The sequence below is a fragment of the Rossellomorea sp. QJM3NY_18 genome, from assembly GCF_056173145.1.
Genome location: NZ_CM149659.1, coordinates 2,845,492 through 2,870,074, shown reverse-complemented (window position 1 = coordinate 2,870,074; position 24,583 = coordinate 2,845,492). Strand labels below are relative to the sequence as shown.

The following is a 24,583-nucleotide window of genomic DNA, read 5'->3' as shown; positions in this document are numbered from 1 at the left end:
CAAAGTGAAAACGGTGGAGTTGAGACTGTATGCAACGATATTTTATAGAAGACCTATATCGAGAAAATGATCCGATTACAATCACGGGGGATGATTATCATCATATTGTCCGTGTCATGAGAATGAAGGAACAGGATGAAGTATTCGTTGTCTTCAAGGATCAGGCATCAGCGATCACCCGTATTGAAACGATTACCAGTGACGCAGTCAAGCTATCAATAGTACAATGGGAAACATCGACGAAAGAATTACCAATTAAAGTATCCATTGCGAGCGGACTGCCGAAAGGGGATAAATTGGAGTTGATTTTCCAAAAGGGAACAGAGCTTGGAGCCACTCAATTTATCCCTTTTAATGCGGATCGCTCCATTGTGAAGTGGGACGAAAAAAAAGCAAAGAAAAAGATAGAGCGTTGGGAAAAGATTGTGAAGGAAGCGGCTGAACAGTCGCATAGACTTCTCGTCCCTGATGTCTCTGCACCCCTTTCAATTAAACAATTGATTCAAGCAGGCAGTCAGTTCGATTATAAACTTGTCGCATATGAAGAAGAAGCACGTGCCGGTGAAAAAGGGAACCTGTCAAAGATGTTGTCCTCCATCGGTAACGGGCAAAGTGTACTGGTCGTATTCGGCCCAGAAGGTGGATTATCGGAGAAAGAAATAGAGATGTTGAGGAGCGGAGGCTTTCTTACATGCGGCCTTGGCCCAAGGATCCTCCGAACGGAGACGGCTCCATTATATGTTCTCTCAGCCATCAGCTATCAATTAGAACTTATGAGGTGATTGTAATGCCATCAGTAGCGTTTCACACTCTAGGGTGTAAAGTGAACCACTACGAAACTGAAGCCATCTGGCAACTATTTAAAGAAGAAGGGTATGAACGCGTAGAATATGACTCGATCGCAGATGTGTATGTCATCAATACATGTACTGTAACCAATACAGGGGATAAGAAAAGCAGGCAGGTCATCCGCCGTGCCATCCGGAAAAATCCTGACGGGGTCATCTGTGTAACAGGTTGCTATGCCCAAACGTCCCCAGCCGAAATCATGGCCATCCCGGGAGTCGATGTCGTTGTCGGCACACAGGATCGCAGGAAAATGCTTACGTATATCGAGGAATACAAAAAAGAGCGTCAACCGATCAATGGCGTCACAAATATAATGAAGAATCGCGTGTACGAAGAATTGGATGTCCCGGCCTTCACGGACCGTACCCGTGCCTCGCTTAAGATCCAGGAAGGCTGCAACAATTTCTGTACGTTCTGTATCATTCCCTGGGCACGTGGGCTGATGAGATCCCGCGACCCAGAAGAAGTCATTCACCAGGCCCAGCAGCTTGTTGATGCAGGATATAAAGAAATCGTCTTGACAGGGATCCATACAGGCGGTTACGGAGAGGATATGAAAGATTACAATCTTGCTATGCTCCTTAAAGATCTTGAGCAAAATGTGAAGGGTCTTAAGAGAATTCGCATATCCTCCATCGAAGCGAGTCAATTGACGGATGAAGTCATTGAAGTGATCGATCAATCCGATATCGTGGTAAGGCATCTGCACATTCCACTTCAATCAGGATCCAACACGGTCCTAAAGAGAATGCGCAGAAAATATACGATGGAATTTTTTGCCGAGCGTTTAGAGAAGCTTAAAAAAGCCCTTCCCGGACTGGCCGTTACATCCGATGTCATTGTTGGTTTCCCTGGTGAAACGGAAGAAGAATTCATGGAAACGTATCATTTCATCAAAGAGCATAAATTCTCTGAGCTTCACGTTTTCCCTTATTCAAAACGGACAGGCACGCCTGCAGCCCGAATGGACGATCAGATTGATGAAGACATCAAGAACGCACGTGTCCACCGCTTAATTGAACTTTCGAACCAATTAGCGAAAGAATACGCTTCAGTATTCGAAAACGAAGTACTGGAGGTAATCCCTGAAGAAATCTATCAGGATGACCTCTATGTAGGATACACGGATAACTACTTGAAAGTGGTGTTCCCTGCAACCGAAGAGATGGTAGGGAAGCTTGTGAAAGTGAAACTCACCAAAGCAGGTTATCCTTTAAACGAAGGCCAATTTGTACGAGTACTTGAAGAATCAGAAGAAAAAGCAGCCATTTAATAGATGAAGGCACCTGACGTTTCGCTCGGGTGCCTTGCATTTTATTTTCGCACAATAATACTTTGTAACCACTTTCTTTTTTTGTTAGAATCGAATTATCTATTGATTAGTGCAGAAGAAGGTTGTAAACTAGTATTGTTAATCGAATATTTGAAAAGAGTCTTTTTTTTAAACAATAGTGCAAACGATTGCATTAAATGTAAGCGTTTGTATCTTACTATACTTTGATGAGGTGTTACGATGAAAAAGGCATGGCGTAAAGAGGCAGTGGGATACCAAATCTATCCTAGAAGTTTCCAGGATTCAAACGGTGACGGAATCGGGGACTTACAGGGAGTCATTCAGCGTTTGGATTATATTAAAGAGTTAGGGATCGATGTGATTTGGATCTGTCCAATGTATAAATCCCCTAATGACGATAATGGTTATGATATTTCGGATTATCAGGATATCATGGAAGATTTCGGAACGATGGAAGACTTCGACCAATTATTGAAAGAAGTTCATAATAGAGATATGAAACTCATCATAGACCTTGTCCTGAACCATACTAGTGATGAGCACCCTTGGTTTATCGAATCAAAAAGTTCAAAGGACAATCCAAAGCGTGATTGGTATATTTGGAGAGATGCCGTGAAAGGCAAAGAACCGAACAACTGGGAAAGTATTTTCGGGGGATCTGCCTGGCAGTATGATGAAGAAACGGAGCAATACTTCCTCCATGTCTTCTCGACGAAGCAGCCAGATCTGAATTGGGAAAACGAAGAAGTGCGTGAGGCACTATATGATACGGTGAATTGGTGGCTGGATAAAGGAATCGACGGCTTCAGAATCGATGCTATCAGTCATATAAAGAAGCGTGCTGGTCTGCCGGATATGCCGAATCCGAAGAAGGAAAAATACGTTTCTTCCTTTGACATGCATATGAATCAAAAAGGGATCCATACGTTCCTTCAGGAATTCAAGGATCGTACGTATGCCAATTATGACGTGATGTCGGTTGGAGAAGCAAACGGTGTGAAGGCAGATGAAGCGGAACTATGGGTCGGTAAAGAGAACGGAAAGATGGATATGATCTTTCAATTTGAACATCTTGGATTGTGGGATGCGGAAACAAATCCGGTTCTCGACATCGTTGAATTGAAAAAGGTGCTCACTCGTTGGCAAAAAGGGCTGGAAGGAAACGGCTGGAATGCCCTTTTCATCGAAAATCATGATAAAGCCCGTGTTGTTTCGACTTGGGGGAACGACAAGGAGTACTGGAAAGAAAGTGCCACAGCGATGGCAGCCATGTATTTCCTGATGCAGGGGACACCTTTCATCTATCAGGGACAGGAAATCGGAATGACAAACGTTCAATTTCCTTCCATCGAAGATTATGATGATGTAGCCGTGAAAAATCTATACCGTCTAAAACGTGAAGAAGGGGTCCCTCATCAAGATATCATGGAAATCATCTGGGCTTCGTCCCGTGATAACAGCAGAACACCGATGCAATGGTCAGCCGGGGAAAACAGCGGATTCACAAGTGGATCACCTTGGATGAAAGTGAATCCAAACTATAAGACGATCAACGTAGAAGCACAGGAAAAAGATGAAAAGTCCATCCTCAACTTCTACAAGAAAATGATTCAACTTAAGAAAAGGGAAGACGTCTTCACGTACGGAATCTATGATTTGCTGCTTGAAAAAGACAAGCAAATTTATGCCTATACCCGCACAGGAGAAAATACATCCATGGTCGTCATCACAAACCTTTCCACAAAGAACGCCGTTTGTGACCTTGGTAAACTAAACGTATCATCAGAGAACCTTCTATTGAACAACTATGAAGTAGAGAACCATGGGGAGTTAAGCAAGTTGACCCTCAAACCATACGAGGCGAGAGTATACCGACTAAAATAATCGTGTTACACCGCTGTTGATTTTCGTGCAAGACTTCGCTTTCCTCGGGCGGAAGGCGAGCATCTGGAGTGGAAATCCACTACTGCTTGCTTACTGAGATGCAACCCTTTTGCAGGAATATGAAAAGGTTTTCTTTATTTTGGGAGATACTACAAAGTACTCGTCTTTTTCTCTGTGTTTTGGTATGATAAGAGAGGTACGGACAACTGTTAAAGGAGAGATAATTAATGACTATGAACATTGCAAGTATGATCGATCATACTTTACTTAAACCTGAATCAACAAAAGACCAAGTGGAGGTACTTTGCCAGGAAGCGAAAGAATACAAGTTTGCTTCTGTATGTGTAAATCCTACCTGGGTACAATATTCCAGTGAATTATTAAGCGGTACAGAAGTGAAAGTATGTACGGTGATCGGATTCCCGCTTGGAGCTTCTACACCTGAAACGAAAGCGTTTGAAACAAAAGATGCGATCGAAAAAGGAGCAACGGAAGTCGATATGGTCATCAATATCGGTGCACTAAAAAGCGGCGACCATGAACTAGTAAAACGTGACATTGAAGCGGTCGTTGCAGCATCTAAAGGAAAGGCACTTTCTAAAGTCATCATTGAAACATGTCTTCTGACTGATGAAGAAAAAGTGAAAGCTTGTCAACTTGCCGTGGAAGCGGGAGCGGATTATGTGAAAACATCGACAGGCTTCTCGACTGGCGGAGCAACGGTAGAAGATATCGCTTTAATGAGAAAAACGGTTGGACCTGATATCGGCGTGAAGGCTTCAGGCGGCGTACGCTCCCTTGAAGACGCACAAGCGATGATCGAAGCCGGGGCTACTCGTTTAGGAGCAAGCTCAGGTGTGAAAATTGTCCAAGGTTTAACAAGCGATTCTGATTATTAATAAGATAAAAAAAGCTGAGTGGGTACCCGCTCAGCTTTTTTTATGCAGGTGAACCTTCTCGATTAATCGGGCAAACGAATTGGCGAATGGAAGAACAAGCAGGGAACATATAAGGTTGAATAGGACACTGGCGTGTGCCAGTTGAAGATCAGCAGAACCGGCAAGCGTCTGTACGACTATACCCAACAGAGGGATAAAGGGAATGAAAAGTGCCACTCCCATCACATTTAGCCAGATATGCGCGTATGCCGTCAGCTTGGCTTGGGTGCCGCCTCCGATGCTTGCAATGAAGGCTGTAATACAAGTGCCGACATTTGCACCGAGCATAATAGCTATTCCTGCATGGAGATCAACCGAACCTGCAGCCAGAAACCCCATTGTCACTCCGGTAACGACGGTACTCGATTGTATGATGGCCGTTAACACGCATCCAATCAGTAATGCAAGGACAAGATGTTCATTTACCTGAATCATGTAAGAACGCAAGGACTCGTGCGTCGTCAAAGGCGTTGCAAGCCATTGGATGGCCCGGATCGAGGTGAAGATCAATCCGAAGCCTATAAAGATCATGCCACTGCTTCTGATCTGTGGAGATCTAAAAAAATACAGTACACACCCGATGATCATGGATGGCACAATGAGATAGTTCATATCCAGGGTGAACATTTCAAGGGTGAAAGTAGTCCCGATATTCGAACCAAGCATGATGCCGATGGTTTGACGGAAAGGGATCAGACCGGAGGAAGCAAGTCCCACTGTGAGGACCATGACGGCGGAACTGCTGTGAATGAAGGCGGTGACAATGGTCCCTGTCATGACGCCCTTGACTGGGGTGCTCGTGAGGTAATGAAGCCAAGTCTTGATTTTCTGATTTGCAATATTAAATAGCCCTGACCTGAGCCAGGTCATGCCGAATAAAAAACATAAGATGAAAAAAATAAAAGCGATTCCATGTAAGATCATCGGATTCCTCCTGTATACAAGTACGATTAATACAAATGTATGGGGGAAATCAATCAGACATGCCTATTTAAATGAGTGTTTTATGATAAATTGTTGACCTGACACATATCATATATTATAATGGCAAAGTACATGGATTTCTTTATAATATTAAAGAATCCATCCAAGAAAGACATACACTTTCTGTCCCCTTGTGACAAAAAGACAAGGGCAAAGCCATGACCTATTGGTGAAGTAAAGGACGTCAGAAATCTCTGCGTCTTAAGAAATTGGTACAAACCATTTCTTGACTTGAACATGTAAGTGTAGTGTGTTCGGAGGGAGGGAAAGAGAGATGTCAAAAACAGTTGTTCGTAAAAACGAATCGCTTGAAGATGCTCTTCGTCGCTTCAAACGCTCAGTTTCTAAAACAGGAACTTTACAAGAGTTTAGAAAGCGCGAATTTTATGAAAAGCCAAGCGTAAAACGCAAAAAGAAATCAGAAGCTGCAAGAAAGCGTAAGTTCTAAGAGAGGGTGTAAGTATGAGTCTTCTCAATCGTTTAAATGATGATATGAAACAAGCGATGAAAAATAAAGAAAAAGAGAAGCTTTCCGTTATCCGCATGCTTAAGGCGTCACTTCAAAATGAAGCCATCAAACATGGGAAACAGGAACTCTCTGAAGACGAAGAGTTGACTGTCCTTTCTCGAGAAGTGAAGCAACGGAAAGACTCCCTCCAGGAATTTCAAAACGCCGGTCGCGAAGACCTCGTTGAAAAAATTCAAACAGAACTGACTTACGTCGAAATATATATGCCTAAGCAGCTTTCAGAAGAAGAAGTCTCTGCTATTGTCGAACAGACGGTAGCGGAGGTAGGTGCTACTTCTAAAGCCGATATGGGCAAAGTGATGGGAGCAATCATGCCTAAATTAAAAGGGAAAGCCGATGGAGCTCTCGTCAACAAACTTGTTCTTCAACATCTATCATAAGATTAAAGAAACCGGAAAGCTTGATGCTTTCCGGTTTTTTTAAAATCATTTTCAGGTGGAACAGGTGACTCGATCCATTATTAATAACATATTTTTTCAAAAAGATGAAACTTTAATAGTAGGTCATCCGTACATAAAGTATCAAGGAATATTACCTGAAACGAGGGGGTTAAGTTGAGAAGAAGTATACTTGTATTATTGATGCTGATTCTGGGGGGCACCTTTGTCCAACCGCTGATCAGTTCTGCCGCGAATTCGGATAAGGTATACGTTATTCCCATTCAAAAAGAGGTGGAAAGGGGACTTCATGCATTTTTGGAAAGAGCGATTAAAGATGCGGAAGACGACAATGCGGAACTGATCATTTTCGATATTGATACCCCTGGGGGACTGGTGGATGCCGCGGGCGATATCGGGCAGCTCCTTGATGGAATCGATGTAAAAACGATTGCATTTGTAAACGACCATGCTTTGTCTGCGGGGGCGTTCATTTCCCTCCATGCAGATGAGATCTATATGGTCCCGAATGGACAGATGGGTGCTGCAGCGGTCATTGATCAGGAGGGGAATGCGGCTGATAAGAAAGCCCAGAGCTACTGGCTGTCTGCCATGAAAAGTGCCGCTGAATCAAATGGGAGAGATCCTCAATATGCTCTGGCCATGGCAGATGAGTCCCTTGTCATAGAAGAGCTGGGGATTGAAAAAGGTGAACTATTGACGCTGGGATCAAAGGAAGCGAAGGAAATCGGTTATACCGAAGGGACAGTCAAGAACCTCGATGAGTTGTATGAAACGCTTGGAGTGGATAAATCCTCTGTGAATCGGGTGGATGAAACGTTCGCAGAAAAACTCGCCCGCTTCATCACGAATCCTGTCGTTGTCCCCATTCTTTTATCCCTGGCAAGCATCGGGCTGATTGTGGAGCTCTATTCACCCGGTTTTGGAATTGCCGGTTCTATCGGCTTGATTTCCCTTGTATTATTCTTTTATGGACACTTGGTTGCAGGGCTTGCGGGATATGAAACCATCGTTCTTTTCGTCATTGGCATCATTCTCATCGTCGCGGAGTTCTTCCTCCCAGGCGGGCTTGCGGGCGTCCTTGGTATAGGAGCGATCGTTGCAAGTATTATGTTGGCTGGGGGCGATATGATGCAAATGGGGGTATCAGTTCTGATTGCTTTATTAATTGCCGTTGCGACAGTGATTATCTTTGTAAAGGTGTTTGGTAAAAAAATGAAATTTTTCAACAAAATCATTTTAAATGATTCCACCAGCACAGAAAGCGGATATGTATCAAATGCGAATCGATTGGATTTGATCGGAAGAATGGGTGTGACCAAGACACCTTTAAGGCCATCCGGTACCGTGATCGTGGATGATGAAAGAATCGATGCGGTTACAGAAGGCGGCTTTATTAAAGCAGGTGAAAAGGTTAAGATTGTGAAGGTGGAAGGTTCAAGGATTGTTGTAAGAGACATTTCATAATACTTTAGGAGGTAAGAAAATATGGTTATAGGACCAAGTTCGATTCTACTGCTCGTTGCGATTGTGGTGGGCATTATCGTTTTAGCTATATTATTTACATTTGTACCTGTCATGCTGTGGATTTCAGCAATCGCGGCAGGGGTCAGGATCAGCATTTTCACACTTGTGGGGATGAGGCTTAGACGTGTTATACCAAGCCGTATCATCAATCCGCTGATTAAAGCTCATAAAGCGGGGATTACGGTAACGATCAACCAGCTGGAGAGTCACTATCTTGCTGGAGGTAATGTAGACCGGGTGGTCAATGCACTGATTGCTGCTCATCGTGCAAATATTGAATTGTCTTTCGAACGCTGTGCTGCGATCGACCTTGCAGGTCGTGACGTGCTTGAAGCCGTTCAGATGAGTGTTAACCCTAAAGTGATCGAAACACCGTTCATCGCGGGTGTGGCCATGGATGGGATCGAAGTGAAGGCCAAGGCGCGAATTACGGTCCGTGCGAATATCGACCGCCTTGTCGGTGGTGCCGGTGAAGAAACGATCGTTGCCCGTGTTGGGGAAGGGATTGTATCAACGATCGGTTCATCCGACAATCACAAAAAGGTATTGGAAAACCCGGATTTGATTTCTCAGACAGTCCTCTCAAAAGGTCTGGACGCAGGTACGGCATTTGAGATACTCTCGATTGATATTGCGGATGTTGATATCGGCAAGAATATCGGAGCGGAACTGCAAACAGAACAAGCAGAAGCGGACAAGAACATTGCCCAAGCGAAAGCGGAAGAACGAAGAGCGATGGCGGTTGCCAATGAACAGGAAATGAAAGCAAGGGTAGAAGAAATGAGAGCGAAAGTGGTGGAAGCGGAAGCAGAAGTACCTCTTGCCATGGCTGAAGCACTCAGGTCAGGTAACATCGGTGTGATGGACTATATGAACTTGAAGAATATCGATGCCGATACAGAAATGAGAGACTCGATCGGAAAGCTGACAGGGGATAAAAAAGATCCGAAGAGTGATAAGTAATCTCCCTTTGTTCAGAAAGGAGTAGTCCCAATGGAGCCATTGATCATTGCTATATTGATTGGGATCATCACATCCATATTCAGTAAAGTGAAACAGCCTCCTTCCAATAAACCCGTGAGGCATAAGCCAATTCAAACGGCCTCTCCCGCTTCTCCCGAGCCTGTTGGAAGAGGCAGGGAAAGAGTGGAGAGGGAACGAAGCGTACGGAGGGAACCAAGGTCATATAAAGAGCCTGTAAAAGAGGCCGTTTCTTCCATTCAAAACCGTTTCGAAGACAAAAAGAGGGAGGCAGACTCTACTTATTCCAGCCTTCAGAAACAAGAAGAACGATATTCAAGGAAACTTGAAGCCCACCAGAACCGGGCAAAGAAGATTCGGGACGACTCGGGTCTGATCCTTGATTTCAAAAATGAAGATGATATCGTTAAAGGATTTATTTTTTCAGAGGTGTTCGGTCCTCCGAAATCAAAAAAACGCCATCATCAAAAATAAAAGTGATGAACCCCCTTTTCATTTCATACATATGAGATGAAAGGGGGTTCTTTTTTTATGGCGAAAAGCTTTTTGCACCAGATGCGAAAATGGATGACACAGAAAATGGATTTACCCGAAGATGTCATGATGGACCTTCCTCGCGTCACAATGATTGGACAAATTCATATCTATATAGAAAATCACCGGGGTCTGTTGACCTTCACGGATCGGGAGGTGCGGCTTGTGCTTAAACAGGGTCAACTGTTAATAAAAGGGGAGCAATTTGTCATCAAGATGATCCTTCCGGAAGAAATTCTCCTTCAGGGGAAGATCGTAGAAGTGATCTATTTAGAACAATAGGAGGGACGGATTTGAAGAATCAATGGTTCACCTTTCTGAGGGGAAAGGTATTTGTCAAAATAGAAGGCAGATTAGTCGAGCGGGTCATCAATCAATTGCTCAGGGCTGGTATCACCATATGGAATGTGAAGAGAGCGGGAACGGAAACCATCACCTTTTACTTATCCTTAGAAGATGTACATAACTTCCGAAGAGCGGTTCGGGCATCCGAGTGTAAAGTGACATTTCTAAGAGGTCAGGGGGTTCCTTTTCTATTCAAAAGATCACTGAAAAATTCGGGTTTCATGATTGGTGGACTGGCATTCTTCGTCATCGTATTCCTTCTTTCCAATATGGTGTGGGGCATAGAGATTAAAGGTGCGTCACCTCAAACTGAGCACAGTATACGAAAGGAACTGGAGGAGATGGGGGTTTCAAAGGGGAAGATGCAGTTCTCCATCCCCGATGTAGAGAACATTCAGCGTGAGTTATCCTACAGGATGGATAATATCACGTGGGTAGGCGTGGAGTTGCAAGGGACAACCTTTCACTTTCAAGTGGTGGAAAAGAATGCCCCTGTTCCACCTGAATCAACAGGCATTCAGCATATTGTAGCCAAAAAGAAAGCCATCATCACGGATATGTTTGTAGAAGAAGGGGATCCCCAGGTAAACGTCAATGATTACGTCAATAAAGGACAGCTCCTTGTATCGGGTCTGATCGGGAATGAAAAGGAGCCGAAAGGGGTCTCGGCGAAAGCGAAGATACTGGGGGAAACATGGTATAAGACATCGGTTGAACTCCCGCTGAAGTCACGCTTTATCGTGTTCAGCGGAAACGAGAAAAGAAAACATTATCTTGGGTTCGGTTCAATGAATATTCAGGTATGGGGATTCGGGAAAACGGAATTTAAGGACGTCGTTGTGGAAGAAACGAAAAAGCCACTGCGTTTTTTGAAATGGGAGCTACCAGTTTATTATATTGACCGAAGCATGAAAGAGAAAGAGGACGTGGAGAGAACCTATACAAAATCCGAAGCAATCATGGCTGCGAAAAAGCTTGCCAAAAGTAACCTGGAATCCTCCCTCCCTGAAGATGCAGAAATAAGAGGGGGAAAAATTTTGCAAGAAAAGGTGGAGAATGGTAAAGTTAGGGTAACCATTCACTTCAAAGTAATAGAAAATATTGCAGAAGGACAACCACTTATTCAAGGAGACTAACGAATGTCAGATGAAATCTTAATGAAATTACAACTTGAAAACCCCAATGAAGCCCTCGCTTTGTTCGGTGTTTCAGATTCCCACCTTAAATTAATAGAACAGGAATTACACGTTTCGATCGTAACAAGAGGCGAAGAGTTGCTGGTTTCAGGTAAAGAAGAAGATGTAAGTCTCGCCGTTGATATTTCTGATCGACTGGTGGCTGTGATCCGTAAAGGGATCAATATCGGCCAGCGTGATGTCCATTATGCCATAGAAATGGGCAGACAAGGGACGCTTGAATATTTTACAGAGTTGTACAATGAAGAGATTACAAAGAACGCCAAAGGTAAATCCATACGGGTAAAAACCTTGGGGCAGCGCCAGTACATCCAATCCATCAAGAAGCATGATATGGTGTTCGGGATCGGGCCAGCCGGAACAGGGAAGACCTATTTAGCCGTTGTCATGGCTGTACATGCCTTAAAGAATGGGCAGGTCAAAAAGATCATCCTGACGAGGCCGGCTGTGGAAGCAGGTGAAAGCCTAGGGTTCCTTCCAGGTGACTTGAAAGAGAAGGTGGACCCTTATCTCAGACCCCTATATGATGCCCTGCATGATGTGCTGGGAGCAGAGCATACCGCCCGCCTGATTGAGAGGGGTACCATCGAAATCGCGCCTCTTGCATATATGAGGGGCCGTACACTCGATGATGCGTTCGTAATCCTTGATGAGGCCCAGAATACAACGAAGGCACAAATGAAAATGTTCCTGACAAGGCTCGGCTTTGATTCCAAGATGATTATCACTGGAGACCGTTCCCAGGTAGATCTGCCAAGGGGCAGCGAGTCAGGATTGATTTCTTCTGAACGGATTTTAAAAGATGTTAAAGGAGTGTCGTTCATTTACCTCGATCAAGCCGATGTAGTCCGTCATCCGTTGGTCGCGAAAATTATCGATGCCTATGAAACAATCGAAAAATAGACAAAGAGAGATTGATCCAGTTGATCCATGCCGCCATCATAAGATCCGGCCTGGCCGTGGATCAATCTTTTTTGTTAGGCAATACATAGATAAATAAGTCAAAAACTGTTATCATTTTACATAATTACTAAATGCCTTTACATATGGCTATCTGAAATTGTTTATACATAACAGGGGGTTCTTTATGCAAACTCACCCATTTCTACTCAAAATAAGGAGCTTTCTCAGCTACCGATTATTTACCAATCTCTTATTTGTGCTTCTCGGCATCATTGTTTTCGGTGTCCTGTATGGAAATGTGAAACCGAAAACGCTGGATATTAATTTATATGAAGATGCCCCCACTACGATAAGAGCTCCTAAGAAATTCGTCGATAAGGAGGCCACTGCCAAGAAGAAGGAAGAAGCAAAGGCAGAAGTGGCAAGTGTATATACACCCAAGGAAGGGGCGATCGATAACTCTACTTCATTGATTCACTCTCTGTTGGAAAGTGTAAATGAAGTGAAAAATGAGTCGAAACAGCAGGCGGGGGAAGAGGAAGATTTAAAACCGCCACCAAGTACCAATATAAATGATCAGCTAAAGCTTCTGAAAGCTAAATTGCCGAAGGATAAAAATAATAATGTCACCAACAGTCTGAGTGATGACGTGTTAAAAACGCTTCTTGAGGCGTCAGAAGATGACTTGTCCCGTGTAGAGACCATCGTTACCACACAAATGAAAATCATCATGGAAAACGGGGTGAAAGAGGAAGAATTAAATGAAGCGAAATTGAATTTGGAACAACGGATCACCAACTACTCATTTAATGGTGATTTATCCACCGCTGCCGTTAAGCTGGGGAAAGTTGCCATTGAGCCGACGCTATTCTACGATGCTGAAAAAACGGATGAGTTAAAGAAGCTCGCCGAGGCAAACGTGGAAAAGGTTGAAATTATTGAAGGGGGCGTCATCGTTGAAGACGGGGAGCTGATCACACCTAAAACATACAGCATCCTGAAGAATCTGGGGATGGTTGAGGACACATTTTCCTTCAGGCCATATGTCGGACTGGCACTCTTCGTCCTTGTTGTGATAAGTTCACTCTATTATTTCTTCTACACACTTGAAGTCACCGAGGAAAGAAAGCAAAATTACTTGATCCTCACAAGTATCGTTTTTGTCATATCACTCTTGATCATGAAGATCGTAGGACTAATGGAGCAGCTGGAAATCAATGATATTGCCTTCATATTCCCGGCGGCGTTCACGGGTATGATATTGAGGATCCTACTGAATGAACGGATTGCCATGATGATGGTTTTCATCCTTTCTGCCTGCTCGAGTATCGTGTTTCACCAGCAGTTCTCCGGATCCATCGATATCGAAATTGCGATTTATACGTTATTCAGTGGTGTATCAGGAATTCTTTTCCTTGTAAGCCGAAATCAGCGATCGAATATTTTAAGGGCTGGGATTTACGTAGCACTTGTCAATATCCTGATCCTTGGATTTTTAATCCTATTAAGCGGTACTTCCTATTCGAATAGCGAATATGTGTATTATATAGTGTTTGCCTTGGTATCGGGTATCATGTCTTCCATCCTCACGATCGGTTTCCTCCCGTTTTTTGAAGCGGGATTCGGGATTCTTTCATCCATGAGACTGGTCGAGCTTTCAAGTCCTACACAACCGTTATTGAAGAAACTGTTGACTGATGCGCCGGGGACCTATCATCACAGTGTCATGGTGGCGAACCTTGCGGAAGCCGCGTGTGAAGCCATCGGGGCCAACGGGTTACTCGCCAGGGTCGGATGCTACTATCATGATGTAGGGAAGTCCAAACGTCCGCATTTCTTTATTGAAAATCAGCTGAATATGGGCAATCCCCATGACCGGGTCTCGCCTGAAACAAGCCGGGATGTTATTATTAGTCATGCTTCAGATGGAGCCCGGATGCTCCGGAAACATAAATTGCCAAAGGAAATCGTCGACATCGCCGAGCAGCATCACGGTACGACACTGTTGAAATTTTTCTATTATAAGGCAAAAGAACAAGGGAAAGATGTTAAGGAAGAAGAATACCGCTATCCGGGTCCTAAACCTCAGACGAGGGAAGCGGCTGTCATCAGCATTGCGGATAGTGTAGAAGCGGCTGTCAGGTCGAAGAAATCACCAACCCAGGAAGAAATTCAAAAGCTTGTCCATTCGATTGTACAAGACCGCCTCCAGGACGGGCAGTTTAACGAATGTGATATTTCATTAAAGCAATTAGAGACAGTAAAGAGGTCTCTATGTGAAACGTTGAATGGAATCTTCCATCCACGGATCGAGTACCCCGAACTTCAAGCAAAAGGAGAATAGGCATGACTTTATTAATCGACTTTATTGACGAAACAGAAACCGTATCCGAGGAACAGACACAGCTGGTTCAAAATATCCTGAACTTTGCTGCAGAACAAGAGGGAATCGAGGATGAAAGCGAAGTGTCCGTGACCTTTGTGACCAACGACCGAATCCAGGAAATCAACCGGGAATACCGGGCAAAGGATCAGCCCACGGATGTGATTTCATTTGCCCTTGAAGAGCTGGGGGAGGATGAGGTGGAAATCATAGGGGCAGAGATTCCCCGCGTTCTCGGGGATATCATCATTTCCATTGACCGAACTAAAGAACAGGCGGAAGAATACAACCATTCCGTATCCCGTGAACTTGGTTTTCTTGCCCTTCATGGCTTCCTTCATTTATTAGGGTACGATCATATGGAAGAAGAAGAGGAAAAGAAGATGTTCACGAGACAAAAGGACATTTTAGATGAATATGGACTCAAAAGAGACTAAATTCGGCTTATTCCGGTTCTTAAAATCCTTTGGATATGCAGCGGAAGGAATGAAGTCTGTCTGGGCGACGGAACAGAACTTCAGAATTCATTCTTTCGCAGGGATTGTCGTTTTCCTCCTTGCTTACCTGCTCTCTGTATCCGCCATGGAATGGGTCATACTGATCATCCTTGTCTTTTCCGTGCTTGCTCTTGAAACGATGAATACAGCCATTGAAAAGGCGGTCGATCTTACCATAGAAGGGTATCATCCTCTGGCGAAGGCTGCGAAGGATCTGGCTTCAGCTTCGGTTCTTCTCTTCGCAATCTGTACTGCGATCGTAGGAACCATCATCTTTCTTCCAAAGCTTTTGGAACTGATTCCCTGATCTGAAAAAAAGCATTGTAAGACCGCAAAATAAAGGCTGCAGGGAAGAAAATAAGCGATTTCTTCCCTGCAGCCTTTAATTCATTTGAAAACGTTCTTATACTTGTATAGAATAAGTGGAGCAAAGAACAAAATTGATAAATAGTTTGAATTATCTAACTATTTTATTACAAAATGATAACAGCCCATTTTCTTTTATGAAAATTGTAGTAAAATGAATGTGTAAGGGTTAAAAGGAGAGTTAAATCAATGAATGCAGAACAATTGATACAAGAAGCTAAACTAGCGAGGGAAAAAGCATACGTACCCTATAGTAAATTCAAGGTGGGAGCGGCACTTCTGTCAAAGGACGGTAAGGTCTATCACGGATGCAATATTGAAAATGCAGCGTACAGCATGTGTAACTGTGCTGAACGGACTGCGTTATTCAAGGCGTACTCAGAAGGCGATACAGACTATTCGATGATTGCGGTTGTGGCCGACACGGCAAGACCTGTTCCACCATGCGGGGCATGCCGGCAAGTCATTTCAGAACTTTGCCCGAAAGAAATGAAAGTCGTATTGACGAACCTGTCGGGCGATGTAGAAGAATTAACCGTAGCAGAACTATTACCAGGAGCTTTTTCACCGGAGGATCTAAATGAGTAATAATATCAGTAACACTGAATACAAATCAGGCTTTATCTCCATCATTGGAAGACCTAATGTAGGGAAATCCACTTTTCTGAACCGGGTCATCGGTCAAAAGATTGCCATTATGAGTGATAAGCCCCAGACGACACGCAACAAAGTCCAAGGAGTTTATACGACAGATGATGCCCAGATGATATTCATCGACACTCCTGGAATTCACAAACCGAAACATAAACTGGGAGACTTCATGATGAAGATTGCTCAGAACACTTTAAAAGAAGTGGACGTCATATTATTCATGGTGAACGTCGAAGAAGGATTGGGAAAAGGAGATCACTTCATCATAGAGAAGTTGAAAGGTGTAAAGACACCGGTCTACCTCATTCTTAATAAGATTGACCAGATCCATCCAGACGCCTTACTGCCTATTATTAAACAATACAATGACCTGTTCCCGTTTGCGGCGACTGTCCCGATTTCAGCACTCGAAGGAAACAACGTGGACCAGCTGCTGCATTTACTGAAGGATCAACTACCGGAAGGGCCTCAATTTTATCCTGCAGATCAGATTACCGATCATCCAGAACGTTTTATCGTATCAGAACTGATCCGGGAAAAGGTTCTGCACCTGACACGGGAAGAGATTCCGCACAGTATCGCAGTCGTGATCGACAAGATGGAGAGAAAAGAAGAAAAGGACCTCATTGACGTCATCGCCACCATCATTGTAGAGAGAGATTCCCAAAAGGGGATTGTCATCGGCAAGCAGGGTTCCATGCTCAAAGAAGTCGGAAAGCGCTCGCGTTTAGATATTGAGAACCTGTTGGGATCAAAGGTTTACCTCGAAATATGGGTGAAGGTACAGAAGGATTGGCGTAACCGATCTGCAAACCTCCGTGACTTTGGCTTCAGCGACGACGAATATTGATAATTAACAATATTTAGGCCACATGTTTTAGAGAGAAAATGCTCATTCTAATCACAAGAAAGCTTATGAAGTCTTGCTAGTTTAAATCCAGAAAGGTGGGTTTTTTATGTTAGACTTAACATGGAAATTTTTTTCGCAGACAGGAAGTATAGACACCTATCTCCTTTTTAAGGAGCTTGAAAAGGAATCATTTGAAGATCCTTACAGCTTTGAAGAAGAAACAGCGGAAGTAGATTTTCCTTTAACGTGATAAGTTTGTCATCACCCGGGAAAGTAGAGATCGGGAGGTGGCTAAATGCTGCAGAAGTGTGAAGGAATTGTCATTCGAACCAACCATTACGGTGAGTCGAACAAAATTGTTACCATATATACACGGGAATTCGGAAAGATTGGATTGATGGCTAGAGGGGCAAAGAAACCTAATAGCCGTCTATCCGCCATTTCACAATTGTTTACATATGGTTATTTCCTTTTTATTAAAGGAAGTGGGCTGGGTACCCTTCAACAGGGAGAGATGGCAGAGTCCCTGAGGCATGTGAGGGAGGATCTGTTTAAGACAGCTTACGCTACTTACATCGTGGACCTCCTTGATAAAGCGACGGAGGACCGAAAGCCGAACCCCTTCCTGTTTGAATTGCTTTACAAGACTCTTCACTACTTGAATGAAGACTATGACCCGGAAATCCTGATGCATATTTTTGAAATGAAGATGCTCCCTGTAATGGGGTTGTATCCTCACTTGAATGGATGTGCTGTATGTGGGGAGACCGATGGTGAATTCGCTTTTTCCTTTAAAGAAAATGGATTCATCTGTCATCGCTGTTTAAGTGAAGACCCACATCATTTACCGATCTCACAAAGCACTGTGAAGCTTCTCAGGGTATTTTACTATTTCGACCTCAATCGATTGGGAAATATATCGGTGAAAGATGAAACGAAAAGTCAGTTGAAGCGGGTAATCAGGACTTATTACGATGAAAACTCTGGTCTGACATTAAAATCCAGGAGGTTTCTTGACCAAATGGATAACCTTAAGGACTTATTCTAGTTTTATAGATGCTGCTTGTGATATAGAAAGGCCCATTCACATTTGTGAATGGGCCTGATTTTTTTAAAAAATTTTAGAATTTAATTTTCTCCTGCAAGAATGATTTCACTTCACTGATTGGCATTCTTACTTGATCCATTGTGTCACGGTCACGTACGGTTACTTGGCCGTCTTCTACAGAGTCAAAGTCAAATGTGATACAGAATGGTGTACCGATTTCGTCCTGGCGGCGGTAACGTTTCCCGATGGATGCCGTTTCGTCGAAGTCGATCATAAGATCTTGAGAAAGCTCTTCGTACACTTTGAATGCGTCATCGGAAAGCTTTTTCGAAAGTGGCAGGACAGCCGCTTTGAACGGAGCCAGTGCAGGGTGAAAACGTAATACGGTACGTGAATCGTTCTCGAGTTCTTCTTCTTCGAACGCATCGCATAGGAATGCAAGGGTTACCCGGTCAGCCCCAAGGGAAGGCTCGATGCAGTATGGTACATATTTTTCATTCGTTTGTGGATCCATATAGTGGAAATCCTCATTTGAATGTTCCATATGACGCTTCAGGTCGAAGTCTGTACGATCTGCCACACCCCAAAGCTCACCCCAGCCAAACGGGAATTTGTATTCAATATCCGTTGTCGCGTTGCTGTAATGGGATAATTCATCTTGATCATGATCACGCAGTCTCATATTGTCTTCGTTGATTCCAAGATTCAATAACCAGTTTTTACAGAATTCGCGCCAGTACGAGAACCACTCTAGGTCTTCACCAGGTTTGCAGAAGAATTCCAGTTCCATCTGTTCGAATTCACGGGTTCTGAATGTGAAATTACCAGGAGTGATTTCATTTCGGAAGCTTTTACCTACTTGCGCAATACCAAAAGGCATCTTCTTACGCATGGATCGCTGAACGTTTTTGAAGTTTACAAAGATTCCCTGTGCTGTTTCGGGACGTAAATAAATTTCATTTGTAGAAGATTCCGTCACTCCCTGATGCGTTTTGAACATAAGATCAAATTGGCGGATATCCGTGAAATCGTGGCTTCCGCAATCAGGACACGCAATATCATGCTCTTTGATGATTTCTTCCATTTTCTCGAATGAAAGACCATCGACGATCATCTCGATGCCTTTTGCTTCCAAGGCGTTTTCGATGATTTTGTCTGCACGGTGACGCGTCTTACATTGCTTACAGTCGATCATCGGATCATTGAAGTTTCCAACGTGCCCGGAAGCTACCCATGTTTGCGGATTCATCAGGATACTTGCATCAAGGCCCACATTATAAGGGGACTCCTGTACAAACTTTTTCCACCATGCTTTTTTAATATTGTTTTTCAACTCTACACCAAGCGGGCCGTAATCCCATGTGTTCGCAAGTCCTCCATATATTTCTGAACCGGGGAAAACAAACCCTCTGTGCTTTGCTAAGTTGACTACTTGTTCCATTGACATATAAGTCACTCCTTTTCATTATTTATGTAAATAAAAAAGCTCGTCCTTAGGCGCTTGAGGCCTAGGGACGAGCTTGTTACTCGCGGTTCCACCCTAGTTGATATACAAAAATGTATACCCACTTTAAAAACGGTAATTAGCTCCGGATTGCCGTCTCCATGCCATCTGGGCTTTCACTGTCCCCAGTCGCTTATCAGTTAGCAAGGATTAATGATCCATCATAGCCTTATTGGTTATAAGATGAAGACATTTTACCATGATAAAGAAATAAAAACAACTAATGATTTTGAGAAGAGAAAAGATTTGAAGTTTTGTTCAAAAGAAGATACTCTTTGTAAAGTGAATTTCAGCTATAGGTTGTCACGAATGGATGATAATATGCTCTTTTCATTTTGGTTAAATAGTATATAATATTTAATATAAAGTATAACATAAATTGTTAAACCGTTAGGTGGTGAGTAACAATCGAACTTAATAAGCGTCAAGAACGTATTCTGCAAATAGTGAAAGACAACGGACCTATCACTGGTGAACATATTGCGGATCAATTAAATTTAACCAGGGCGACTCTAAGACCCGATCTTGCCATCCTGACCATGGCAGGTTACTTGGATGCCCGTCCGAGGGTAGGGTATTTCTATACAGGGAAGACAGGGACACAGCTGTTGACGGAGAACCTGAACAAAATATTCGTCAAGGATTATCAATCGATTCCGGTTGTGGTGAATGAAAATGTTTCCGTGTATGATGCCATCGTAACGATGTTTCTGGAAGATGTGGGAACATTGTTTGTAGTGGACGCCAATACATACTTAGTGGGTGTCCTGTCCCGTAAAGATCTTTTGAGAGCGAGTATCGGTAAGCAGGAACTCAGTACATTGCCGGTGAATATTATTATGACAAGGATGCCCAATATCACGGTTTGTGAAAAAGATGACCAGCTGATCGGTGTGGCGAAGGACTTGATTCATAAGCAAATCGACTCTGTCCCCGTGATTAAAAAGACCGAAAATGGTGATTTAGAAGTCATCGGCAGGATTACGAAGACCAATATAACAAAAGCATTTGTTGCGTTGGCAGATGAATATTAGAAGGTGGTGAACGATCGTGAAAGAACCGATCATCTATGTAGTATCCGACTCGGTCGGTGAGACTGCTGAATTAGTCACAAAAGCGGCGATTAGCCAATTCAATGGTTCCAATACGGTCATTAAACGCTTTCCGTATATAGAGGACACCGAACATATCGATGAAGTGATTTCCTTGGCAAAGCTCAATCAGGGGTTGATTGTGTACACCCTTGTAAAGCCGGATATGCGTGCTTACATTAAAGAACAATCTGAAAAGGAAGAGCTCTATGCATTTGATATCATCGGTCCATTAATGGACAAATTTCAATCTTCCTACCAAAGGGAACCGTTGTTTGAACCAGGGACTGTCAGAAAGCTTGATGACGACTACTTCAAGAAGGTGGAAGCCATTGAATTTGCCGTCAAATACGATGATGGGCGTGACCCGAGGGGGATACTCAGGGCGGATATTGTTCTTGTCGGGGTGTCCAGGACGTCAAAAACACCTCTGTCGCAATACCTTGCACTGAAAAGGATCAAAGTGGCGAATGTTCCACTTGTACCGGAAGTAGATCCCCCTGAAGAATTATTTATGGTTTCACCCAAGAAATGCTTCGGATTAAAAATCAGCCCGGAGAAGCTGAATACGATCCGCAGGGAAAGATTAAAGTCTCTCGGTCTGAACGATCAGGCAAGCTACGCGAATATAAAACGTATAGAAGACGAACTGAAGTATTTTGAAAAAATAACGGACCGCATCGGCTGTCACGTCATCGACGTAACCAACAAAGCCGTCGAAGAAACAGCCAATGTCATCACAAATATTTACCAAAAAGCCAACGATTGATCGGCGGTCATTCGAATGACCGTGTACATAAAAAGATGATTCCCCCTAAAAAACGGAGGAATCATCTTTTATTTAGGCCATTTTCATAAACCAGAACTATTAGCAATATTTAAAATCGATATTTTCTGCAACTGGAGAATGATGGGTTGATTAAATTGACAATCTGTTTAGTTTTAGTGAAAAACTATCCTTTGAAAGTTGATTGGAGCGGAAGGTGCTCGACTCCTGCGGGAAACAACGAAAAGCGGAGGCGGCTTGCTCAGCCCCGACAAGCATAAGATGAATGGGCCGGGAAGGCGTTTTTTGCCTTCTTGGACCATTTAGCTTATGACCTCGAGGGGCTAGCCGCCGGAGCTGGACAAGGGTAGGGCACCACTTGCAGCCGAGGAGGCTCACCGCCAGCCCCGCGGAAAGCGAGCACCTGGAGCGGAAATCAACCACCACTCGCTTTTTTGTAAACAAAGTTTGATGAATTTCAAAGCATAAACAAAAACCTAAAGGAATTAAGTTTTAATAGTGGTCAAACTTGTCCGATTATACTATAATAAAAAATTGTGATAAAAATATTTAAAATAGGTTTAGACTAAACTCTTAAGGAATAAACTAATTATTGTGATATGTCAAGTCTCATCTGAGTTAAAATTCGACAATTTTAATCAAATCTCTGGGAAAGTTCTAAAAAGAGAGAAGGATAATGCGGAGTGATGTAGAATAGTTAGTAATAGCGAACATAACCCTACCGTATATGTAGATGCGGATGCCTGTCCGGTAAAACAGGAAATTATTAAAATAACAAGAGGTTATGGCTTTAAAATCATTTTTGTTGCTTCCCATGCCCACAGGAAGAACACACCTGATGAAGGTGAATGGGTATATGTGGATAGTTCGAAAGAAGCGGCAGACTTATACATCATGAATCATGTAAAGGCAGGAGAGGTCCTGGTGACACAGGACATAGGGCTTGCAAGTCTGGTATTACCGAAAAAAGTTTATGCCATCTCTCCCAGGGGAAAAGCCTACAGGGAAGAGAGTATTGTCACGGCACTCGATTATCGGTATGTCGCAGCCAAAGAACGCAGGAGAGGCAACTATGGTAAAGGTCCCAAGCGTTTTACAAATGAAGACAGAGAAACATTTTGTACGTCCTTCGATAAAATCTTGTCGGAAATTGCAGGAGAATCGTAATAAGTACAGAATGGATTAAGAGGGTAAATAAAAACAGGTGATAGAGTATGTCTGAAAGAATCCCTGAAGATAAGTTAAATAAAATTTTAACGTCAACCGATATTGTCGATGTTGTCAGTGATTATGTACAACTGAAAAAGCAGGGCAGAAATTATTTTGGTTTATGTCCGTTCCATGGAGAAAATACTCCATCTTTTTCTGTTTCTCCCGACAAGCAAATTTTTCATTGCTTTGGATGTGGTGCAGGAGGAAATGCATTTACGTTTCTCATGGATGTAGACGGCCTCAACTTCCTTGAAGCGGCTCAAAAGCTGGGATCAAGAGTCGGCGAAGAAATTTCCATCCAAACCCCTTCTTCGGATCAACCGCTTCCTCCTCAAGAGGATGAGAAGCAAATGATGGAAGCTCACAGCTTATTAAGTAAATTTTACCATCATCTCCTTCTGAATACAAAGGAAGGTCAGGAAGCATTGGAATATCTACTTGCAAGGGGCTTTACAACGGAAAGCATCACGAAATTCCAGATTGGATGGTCGCTCCCAAGTTGGGATTTCACGGTCAAGTTCTTGGAAAAGAGAGGTTACTCCCTCGAACTGATGGAAGCCGCGGGTTTACTCGTGAGAAGGGAAAGGGACGATTCCTTCCTCGATCGCTTCAGGGGAAGAATCATGTTTCCGATTGTGGATACAAAAGGGAATACTGTTGCATTTTCTGGCAGGACGATCGATGCGGATGACCAGCCTAAATACTTAAATAGTCCTGAAACGAAGATCTTTAATAAAAGCAGCATCCTTTATCATTATCATGATGCACGATCCATGATTAGAAGGAAACAGCAGGCGATATTATTTGAAGGGTTCGCAGATGTTATTTCATCAAGCGAAGCCGGGGTTGAAAACGGGGTAGCCACCATGGGTACTTCTTTGACGGAACAGCAAATAGGCCTGTTAAAGCGATTAACGGATTCCATTATCATTTGTTACGATGGTGACTCTGCCGGAGTGGAAGCCGCATTCAGAGCCGGGAAGCTTCTTCATAAGCATCAGTTGGACATACGCGTAGCCGTGATACCTGAACAATTAGACCCTGATGACTACATCACCAAATATGGTCCAGAAAGATTTCAACAGGATGTAATAGGGGCAAGTTTGACGTTCATGGCGTTTAAGCTTCGGTATTATAAACTGAATAAAAACTTAAATGATGAAGGAGATCGGCTTAAGTATATAGAAGACATACTTAAGGAAATTACTCAATTAAGTAAAGCGGTTGAAAAGGATTATTATTTAAGATACCTGGCAGATGAGTTTGAACTATCGTTAGAGGCTCTTCAACAACAGCTATCTGAATTGCAAGGTCCGGAAAACCGCGTTGCTAAACCACCTAAACAGGTCGGTATGCCAGGGAATTTCAAACAGCCCACACAGTCCAGGCTGCTGCCTGCATACCAAACCGCTGAGCGAAGATTGATTGCTTACATGCTGAAGGATCCGAATATCGCTTATAAGATTCAGGAGTGGCTTGCAGGCACGAACCTCAATATTGATGAGCATCAGGCTATTATTACTTATTTATTGGGTTATTATGAAGAAGGTCTGCCTCCAAGTGCCAGTTCGTTTATCGGATATCTTCCCGATGAAAGGCTCAGAAGGATCGTGACGGAAATCGAAATGATGTCCATTAGCGAGGAAAGTACGGATCAGGAATTGACAGATTACGTTAACCAGGTGTTAAAACATCAAAAGATGTTGAGAATAAAAGAAAAAGAAGTGGAAAGAAAAGAAGCGGAAAGACTAAAGGATTACAGGCAGGAAGCCCAAATAGCAATGGAAATCTTACAGCTGCGTAAGTCTCTATAAAGTTTTGTAAGGAAGTTG

The 24,583-nt window shown here is 43.3% G+C and carries 25 protein-coding genes; 23 read left to right on the top strand and 2 right to left on the bottom strand.

Annotated elements, in window-relative coordinates; all coding sequences use genetic code 11:
• The first annotated feature begins 29 nt into the window (after positions 1 to 29).
• The 4 genes from AC0VXY_RS14860 (at position 30) to deoC (ending at position 4,926) form a co-directional block, all read left to right on the top strand.
• Positions 30 to 782, top strand: coding sequence for a 16S rRNA (uracil(1498)-N(3))-methyltransferase (locus tag AC0VXY_RS14860; RefSeq protein ID WP_475525692.1), 753 nt, complete (start codon positions 30 to 32; stop codon positions 780 to 782).
• Positions 783 to 787: 5 nt separating this feature from the next.
• Entirely contained in the window at positions 788 to 2,122 is a 1,335-nt protein-coding gene (gene mtaB / locus AC0VXY_RS14855) for a tRNA (N(6)-L-threonylcarbamoyladenosine(37)-C(2))-methylthiotransferase MtaB (RefSeq protein WP_475525691.1), read from the top strand.
• Positions 2,123 to 2,362: 240 nt separating this feature from the next.
• On the top strand, positions 2,363 to 4,027 hold the full coding sequence (locus tag AC0VXY_RS14850; RefSeq protein WP_475525690.1) for a glycoside hydrolase family 13 protein: 1,665 nt from the start codon (positions 2,363 to 2,365) through the stop codon (positions 4,025 to 4,027).
• 227 nt (positions 4,028 to 4,254) lie between these two features.
• Complete coding sequence (gene deoC, locus AC0VXY_RS14845; protein ID WP_435990094.1) at positions 4,255 to 4,926, top strand: deoxyribose-phosphate aldolase; 672 nt, start codon at positions 4,255 to 4,257, stop codon at positions 4,924 to 4,926.
• A 30-nt stretch (positions 4,927 to 4,956) separates the two neighbouring features.
• Here the strand turns inward: deoC and AC0VXY_RS14840 are convergent, their stop codons facing one another.
• The gene (locus tag AC0VXY_RS14840) at positions 4,957 to 5,889 is read right to left on the bottom strand and encodes a Na/Pi symporter (protein ID WP_435990095.1); all 933 of its coding nucleotides are present in this window, start codon (positions 5,887 to 5,889) and stop codon (positions 4,957 to 4,959) included.
• A gap of 334 nt (positions 5,890 to 6,223) precedes the next feature.
• Here AC0VXY_RS14840 and rpsU point away from each other — a divergent pair, with 334 nt between their 5' ends.
• From rpsU to recO, 15 genes are all read left to right on the top strand, one after another.
• Complete coding sequence (rpsU, locus tag AC0VXY_RS14835; RefSeq protein WP_032087602.1) at positions 6,224 to 6,397, top strand: 30S ribosomal protein S21; 174 nt, start codon at positions 6,224 to 6,226, stop codon at positions 6,395 to 6,397.
• Positions 6,398 to 6,411: 14 nt separating this feature from the next.
• The gene (locus AC0VXY_RS14830; RefSeq protein ID WP_034757488.1) at positions 6,412 to 6,858 is read left to right on the top strand and encodes a GatB/YqeY domain-containing protein; all 447 of its coding nucleotides are present in this window, start codon (positions 6,412 to 6,414) and stop codon (positions 6,856 to 6,858) included.
• A 174-nt stretch (positions 6,859 to 7,032) separates the two neighbouring features.
• Positions 7,033 to 8,343, top strand: coding sequence for an NfeD family protein (locus AC0VXY_RS14825; RefSeq protein ID WP_475525689.1), 1,311 nt, complete (start codon positions 7,033 to 7,035; stop codon positions 8,341 to 8,343).
• A gap of 21 nt (positions 8,344 to 8,364) precedes the next feature.
• Positions 8,365 to 9,366 (top strand): flotillin-like protein FloA, encoded by a 1,002-nt coding sequence (floA, locus tag AC0VXY_RS14820; protein ID WP_435990096.1) that lies wholly within the window; start codon positions 8,365 to 8,367, stop codon positions 9,364 to 9,366.
• 30 nt (positions 9,367 to 9,396) lie between these two features.
• Positions 9,397 to 9,858 carry a hypothetical protein gene (locus AC0VXY_RS14815; RefSeq protein ID WP_475525688.1) on the top strand — a complete coding sequence of 154 codons (462 nt, stop codon included), beginning with the start codon at positions 9,397 to 9,399 and terminating at the stop codon, positions 9,856 to 9,858.
• A 57-nt stretch (positions 9,859 to 9,915) separates the two neighbouring features.
• Positions 9,916 to 10,200: a sporulation protein YqfC gene (gene yqfC / locus AC0VXY_RS14810; RefSeq protein ID WP_435990098.1), complete on the top strand. Its 285-nt coding sequence runs from the start codon at positions 9,916 to 9,918 to the stop codon at positions 10,198 to 10,200.
• An 11-nt stretch (positions 10,201 to 10,211) separates the two neighbouring features.
• Positions 10,212 to 11,399, top strand: coding sequence for a sporulation protein YqfD (gene yqfD / locus AC0VXY_RS14805; protein ID WP_475525687.1), 1,188 nt, complete (start codon positions 10,212 to 10,214; stop codon positions 11,397 to 11,399).
• A gap of 3 nt (positions 11,400 to 11,402) precedes the next feature.
• Positions 11,403 to 12,362: a PhoH family protein gene (locus AC0VXY_RS14800; protein WP_435990100.1), complete on the top strand. Its 960-nt coding sequence runs from the start codon at positions 11,403 to 11,405 to the stop codon at positions 12,360 to 12,362.
• Positions 12,363 to 12,546: 184 nt separating this feature from the next.
• Complete coding sequence (locus AC0VXY_RS14795; protein WP_435990101.1) at positions 12,547 to 14,706, top strand: HD family phosphohydrolase; 2,160 nt, start codon at positions 12,547 to 12,549, stop codon at positions 14,704 to 14,706.
• Between the two features lie 2 nt (positions 14,707 to 14,708).
• Complete coding sequence (gene ybeY / locus AC0VXY_RS14790; RefSeq protein ID WP_475525686.1) at positions 14,709 to 15,182, top strand: rRNA maturation RNase YbeY; 474 nt, start codon at positions 14,709 to 14,711, stop codon at positions 15,180 to 15,182.
• On the top strand, positions 15,163 to 15,549 hold the full coding sequence (locus AC0VXY_RS14785) for a diacylglycerol kinase family protein (RefSeq protein WP_475525685.1): 387 nt from the start codon (positions 15,163 to 15,165) through the stop codon (positions 15,547 to 15,549). Before ybeY ends, AC0VXY_RS14785 begins: the two co-directional genes overlap by 20 nt.
• A gap of 248 nt (positions 15,550 to 15,797) precedes the next feature.
• On the top strand, positions 15,798 to 16,196 hold the full coding sequence (locus AC0VXY_RS14780; RefSeq protein WP_435990104.1) for a cytidine deaminase: 399 nt from the start codon (positions 15,798 to 15,800) through the stop codon (positions 16,194 to 16,196).
• A complete protein-coding gene (gene era, locus AC0VXY_RS14775) occupies positions 16,189 to 17,109 on the top strand; it encodes a GTPase Era (RefSeq protein WP_475525684.1) in 921 nt (306 codons plus the stop codon). The genes AC0VXY_RS14780 and era overlap by 8 nt, the downstream gene beginning before the upstream one ends.
• Before the next feature lie 106 nt (positions 17,110 to 17,215).
• Positions 17,216 to 17,359 carry a YqzL family protein gene (locus AC0VXY_RS14770; protein ID WP_224519495.1) on the top strand — a complete coding sequence of 48 codons (144 nt, stop codon included), beginning with the start codon at positions 17,216 to 17,218 and terminating at the stop codon, positions 17,357 to 17,359.
• Between the two features lie 45 nt (positions 17,360 to 17,404).
• Positions 17,405 to 18,157 (top strand): DNA repair protein RecO, encoded by a 753-nt coding sequence (recO, locus tag AC0VXY_RS14765; RefSeq protein ID WP_435990106.1) that lies wholly within the window; start codon positions 17,405 to 17,407, stop codon positions 18,155 to 18,157.
• Positions 18,158 to 18,230: 73 nt separating this feature from the next.
• Here the strand turns inward: recO and AC0VXY_RS14760 are convergent, their stop codons facing one another.
• Complete coding sequence (locus tag AC0VXY_RS14760) at positions 18,231 to 19,604, bottom strand: glycine--tRNA ligase (protein WP_475525683.1); 1,374 nt, start codon at positions 19,602 to 19,604, stop codon at positions 18,231 to 18,233.
• 464 nt (positions 19,605 to 20,068) lie between these two features.
• Here AC0VXY_RS14760 and ccpN point away from each other — a divergent pair, with 464 nt between their 5' ends.
• The 4 genes from ccpN (at position 20,069) to dnaG (ending at position 24,565) form a co-directional block, all read left to right on the top strand.
• Complete coding sequence (gene ccpN, locus AC0VXY_RS14755; RefSeq protein WP_435994457.1) at positions 20,069 to 20,695, top strand: transcriptional regulator CcpN; 627 nt, start codon at positions 20,069 to 20,071, stop codon at positions 20,693 to 20,695.
• Positions 20,696 to 20,708: 13 nt separating this feature from the next.
• Positions 20,709 to 21,521, top strand: coding sequence for a pyruvate, water dikinase regulatory protein (locus tag AC0VXY_RS14750; RefSeq protein ID WP_435994459.1), 813 nt, complete (start codon positions 20,709 to 20,711; stop codon positions 21,519 to 21,521).
• A 711-nt stretch (positions 21,522 to 22,232) separates the two neighbouring features.
• Positions 22,233 to 22,706 (top strand): YaiI/YqxD family protein, encoded by a 474-nt coding sequence (locus tag AC0VXY_RS14745; RefSeq protein ID WP_475527873.1) that lies wholly within the window; start codon positions 22,233 to 22,235, stop codon positions 22,704 to 22,706.
• A gap of 47 nt (positions 22,707 to 22,753) precedes the next feature.
• Positions 22,754 to 24,565: a DNA primase gene (gene dnaG / locus AC0VXY_RS14740; protein WP_475525682.1), complete on the top strand. Its 1,812-nt coding sequence runs from the start codon at positions 22,754 to 22,756 to the stop codon at positions 24,563 to 24,565.
• Positions 24,566 to 24,583: the final 18 nt, after the last annotated feature.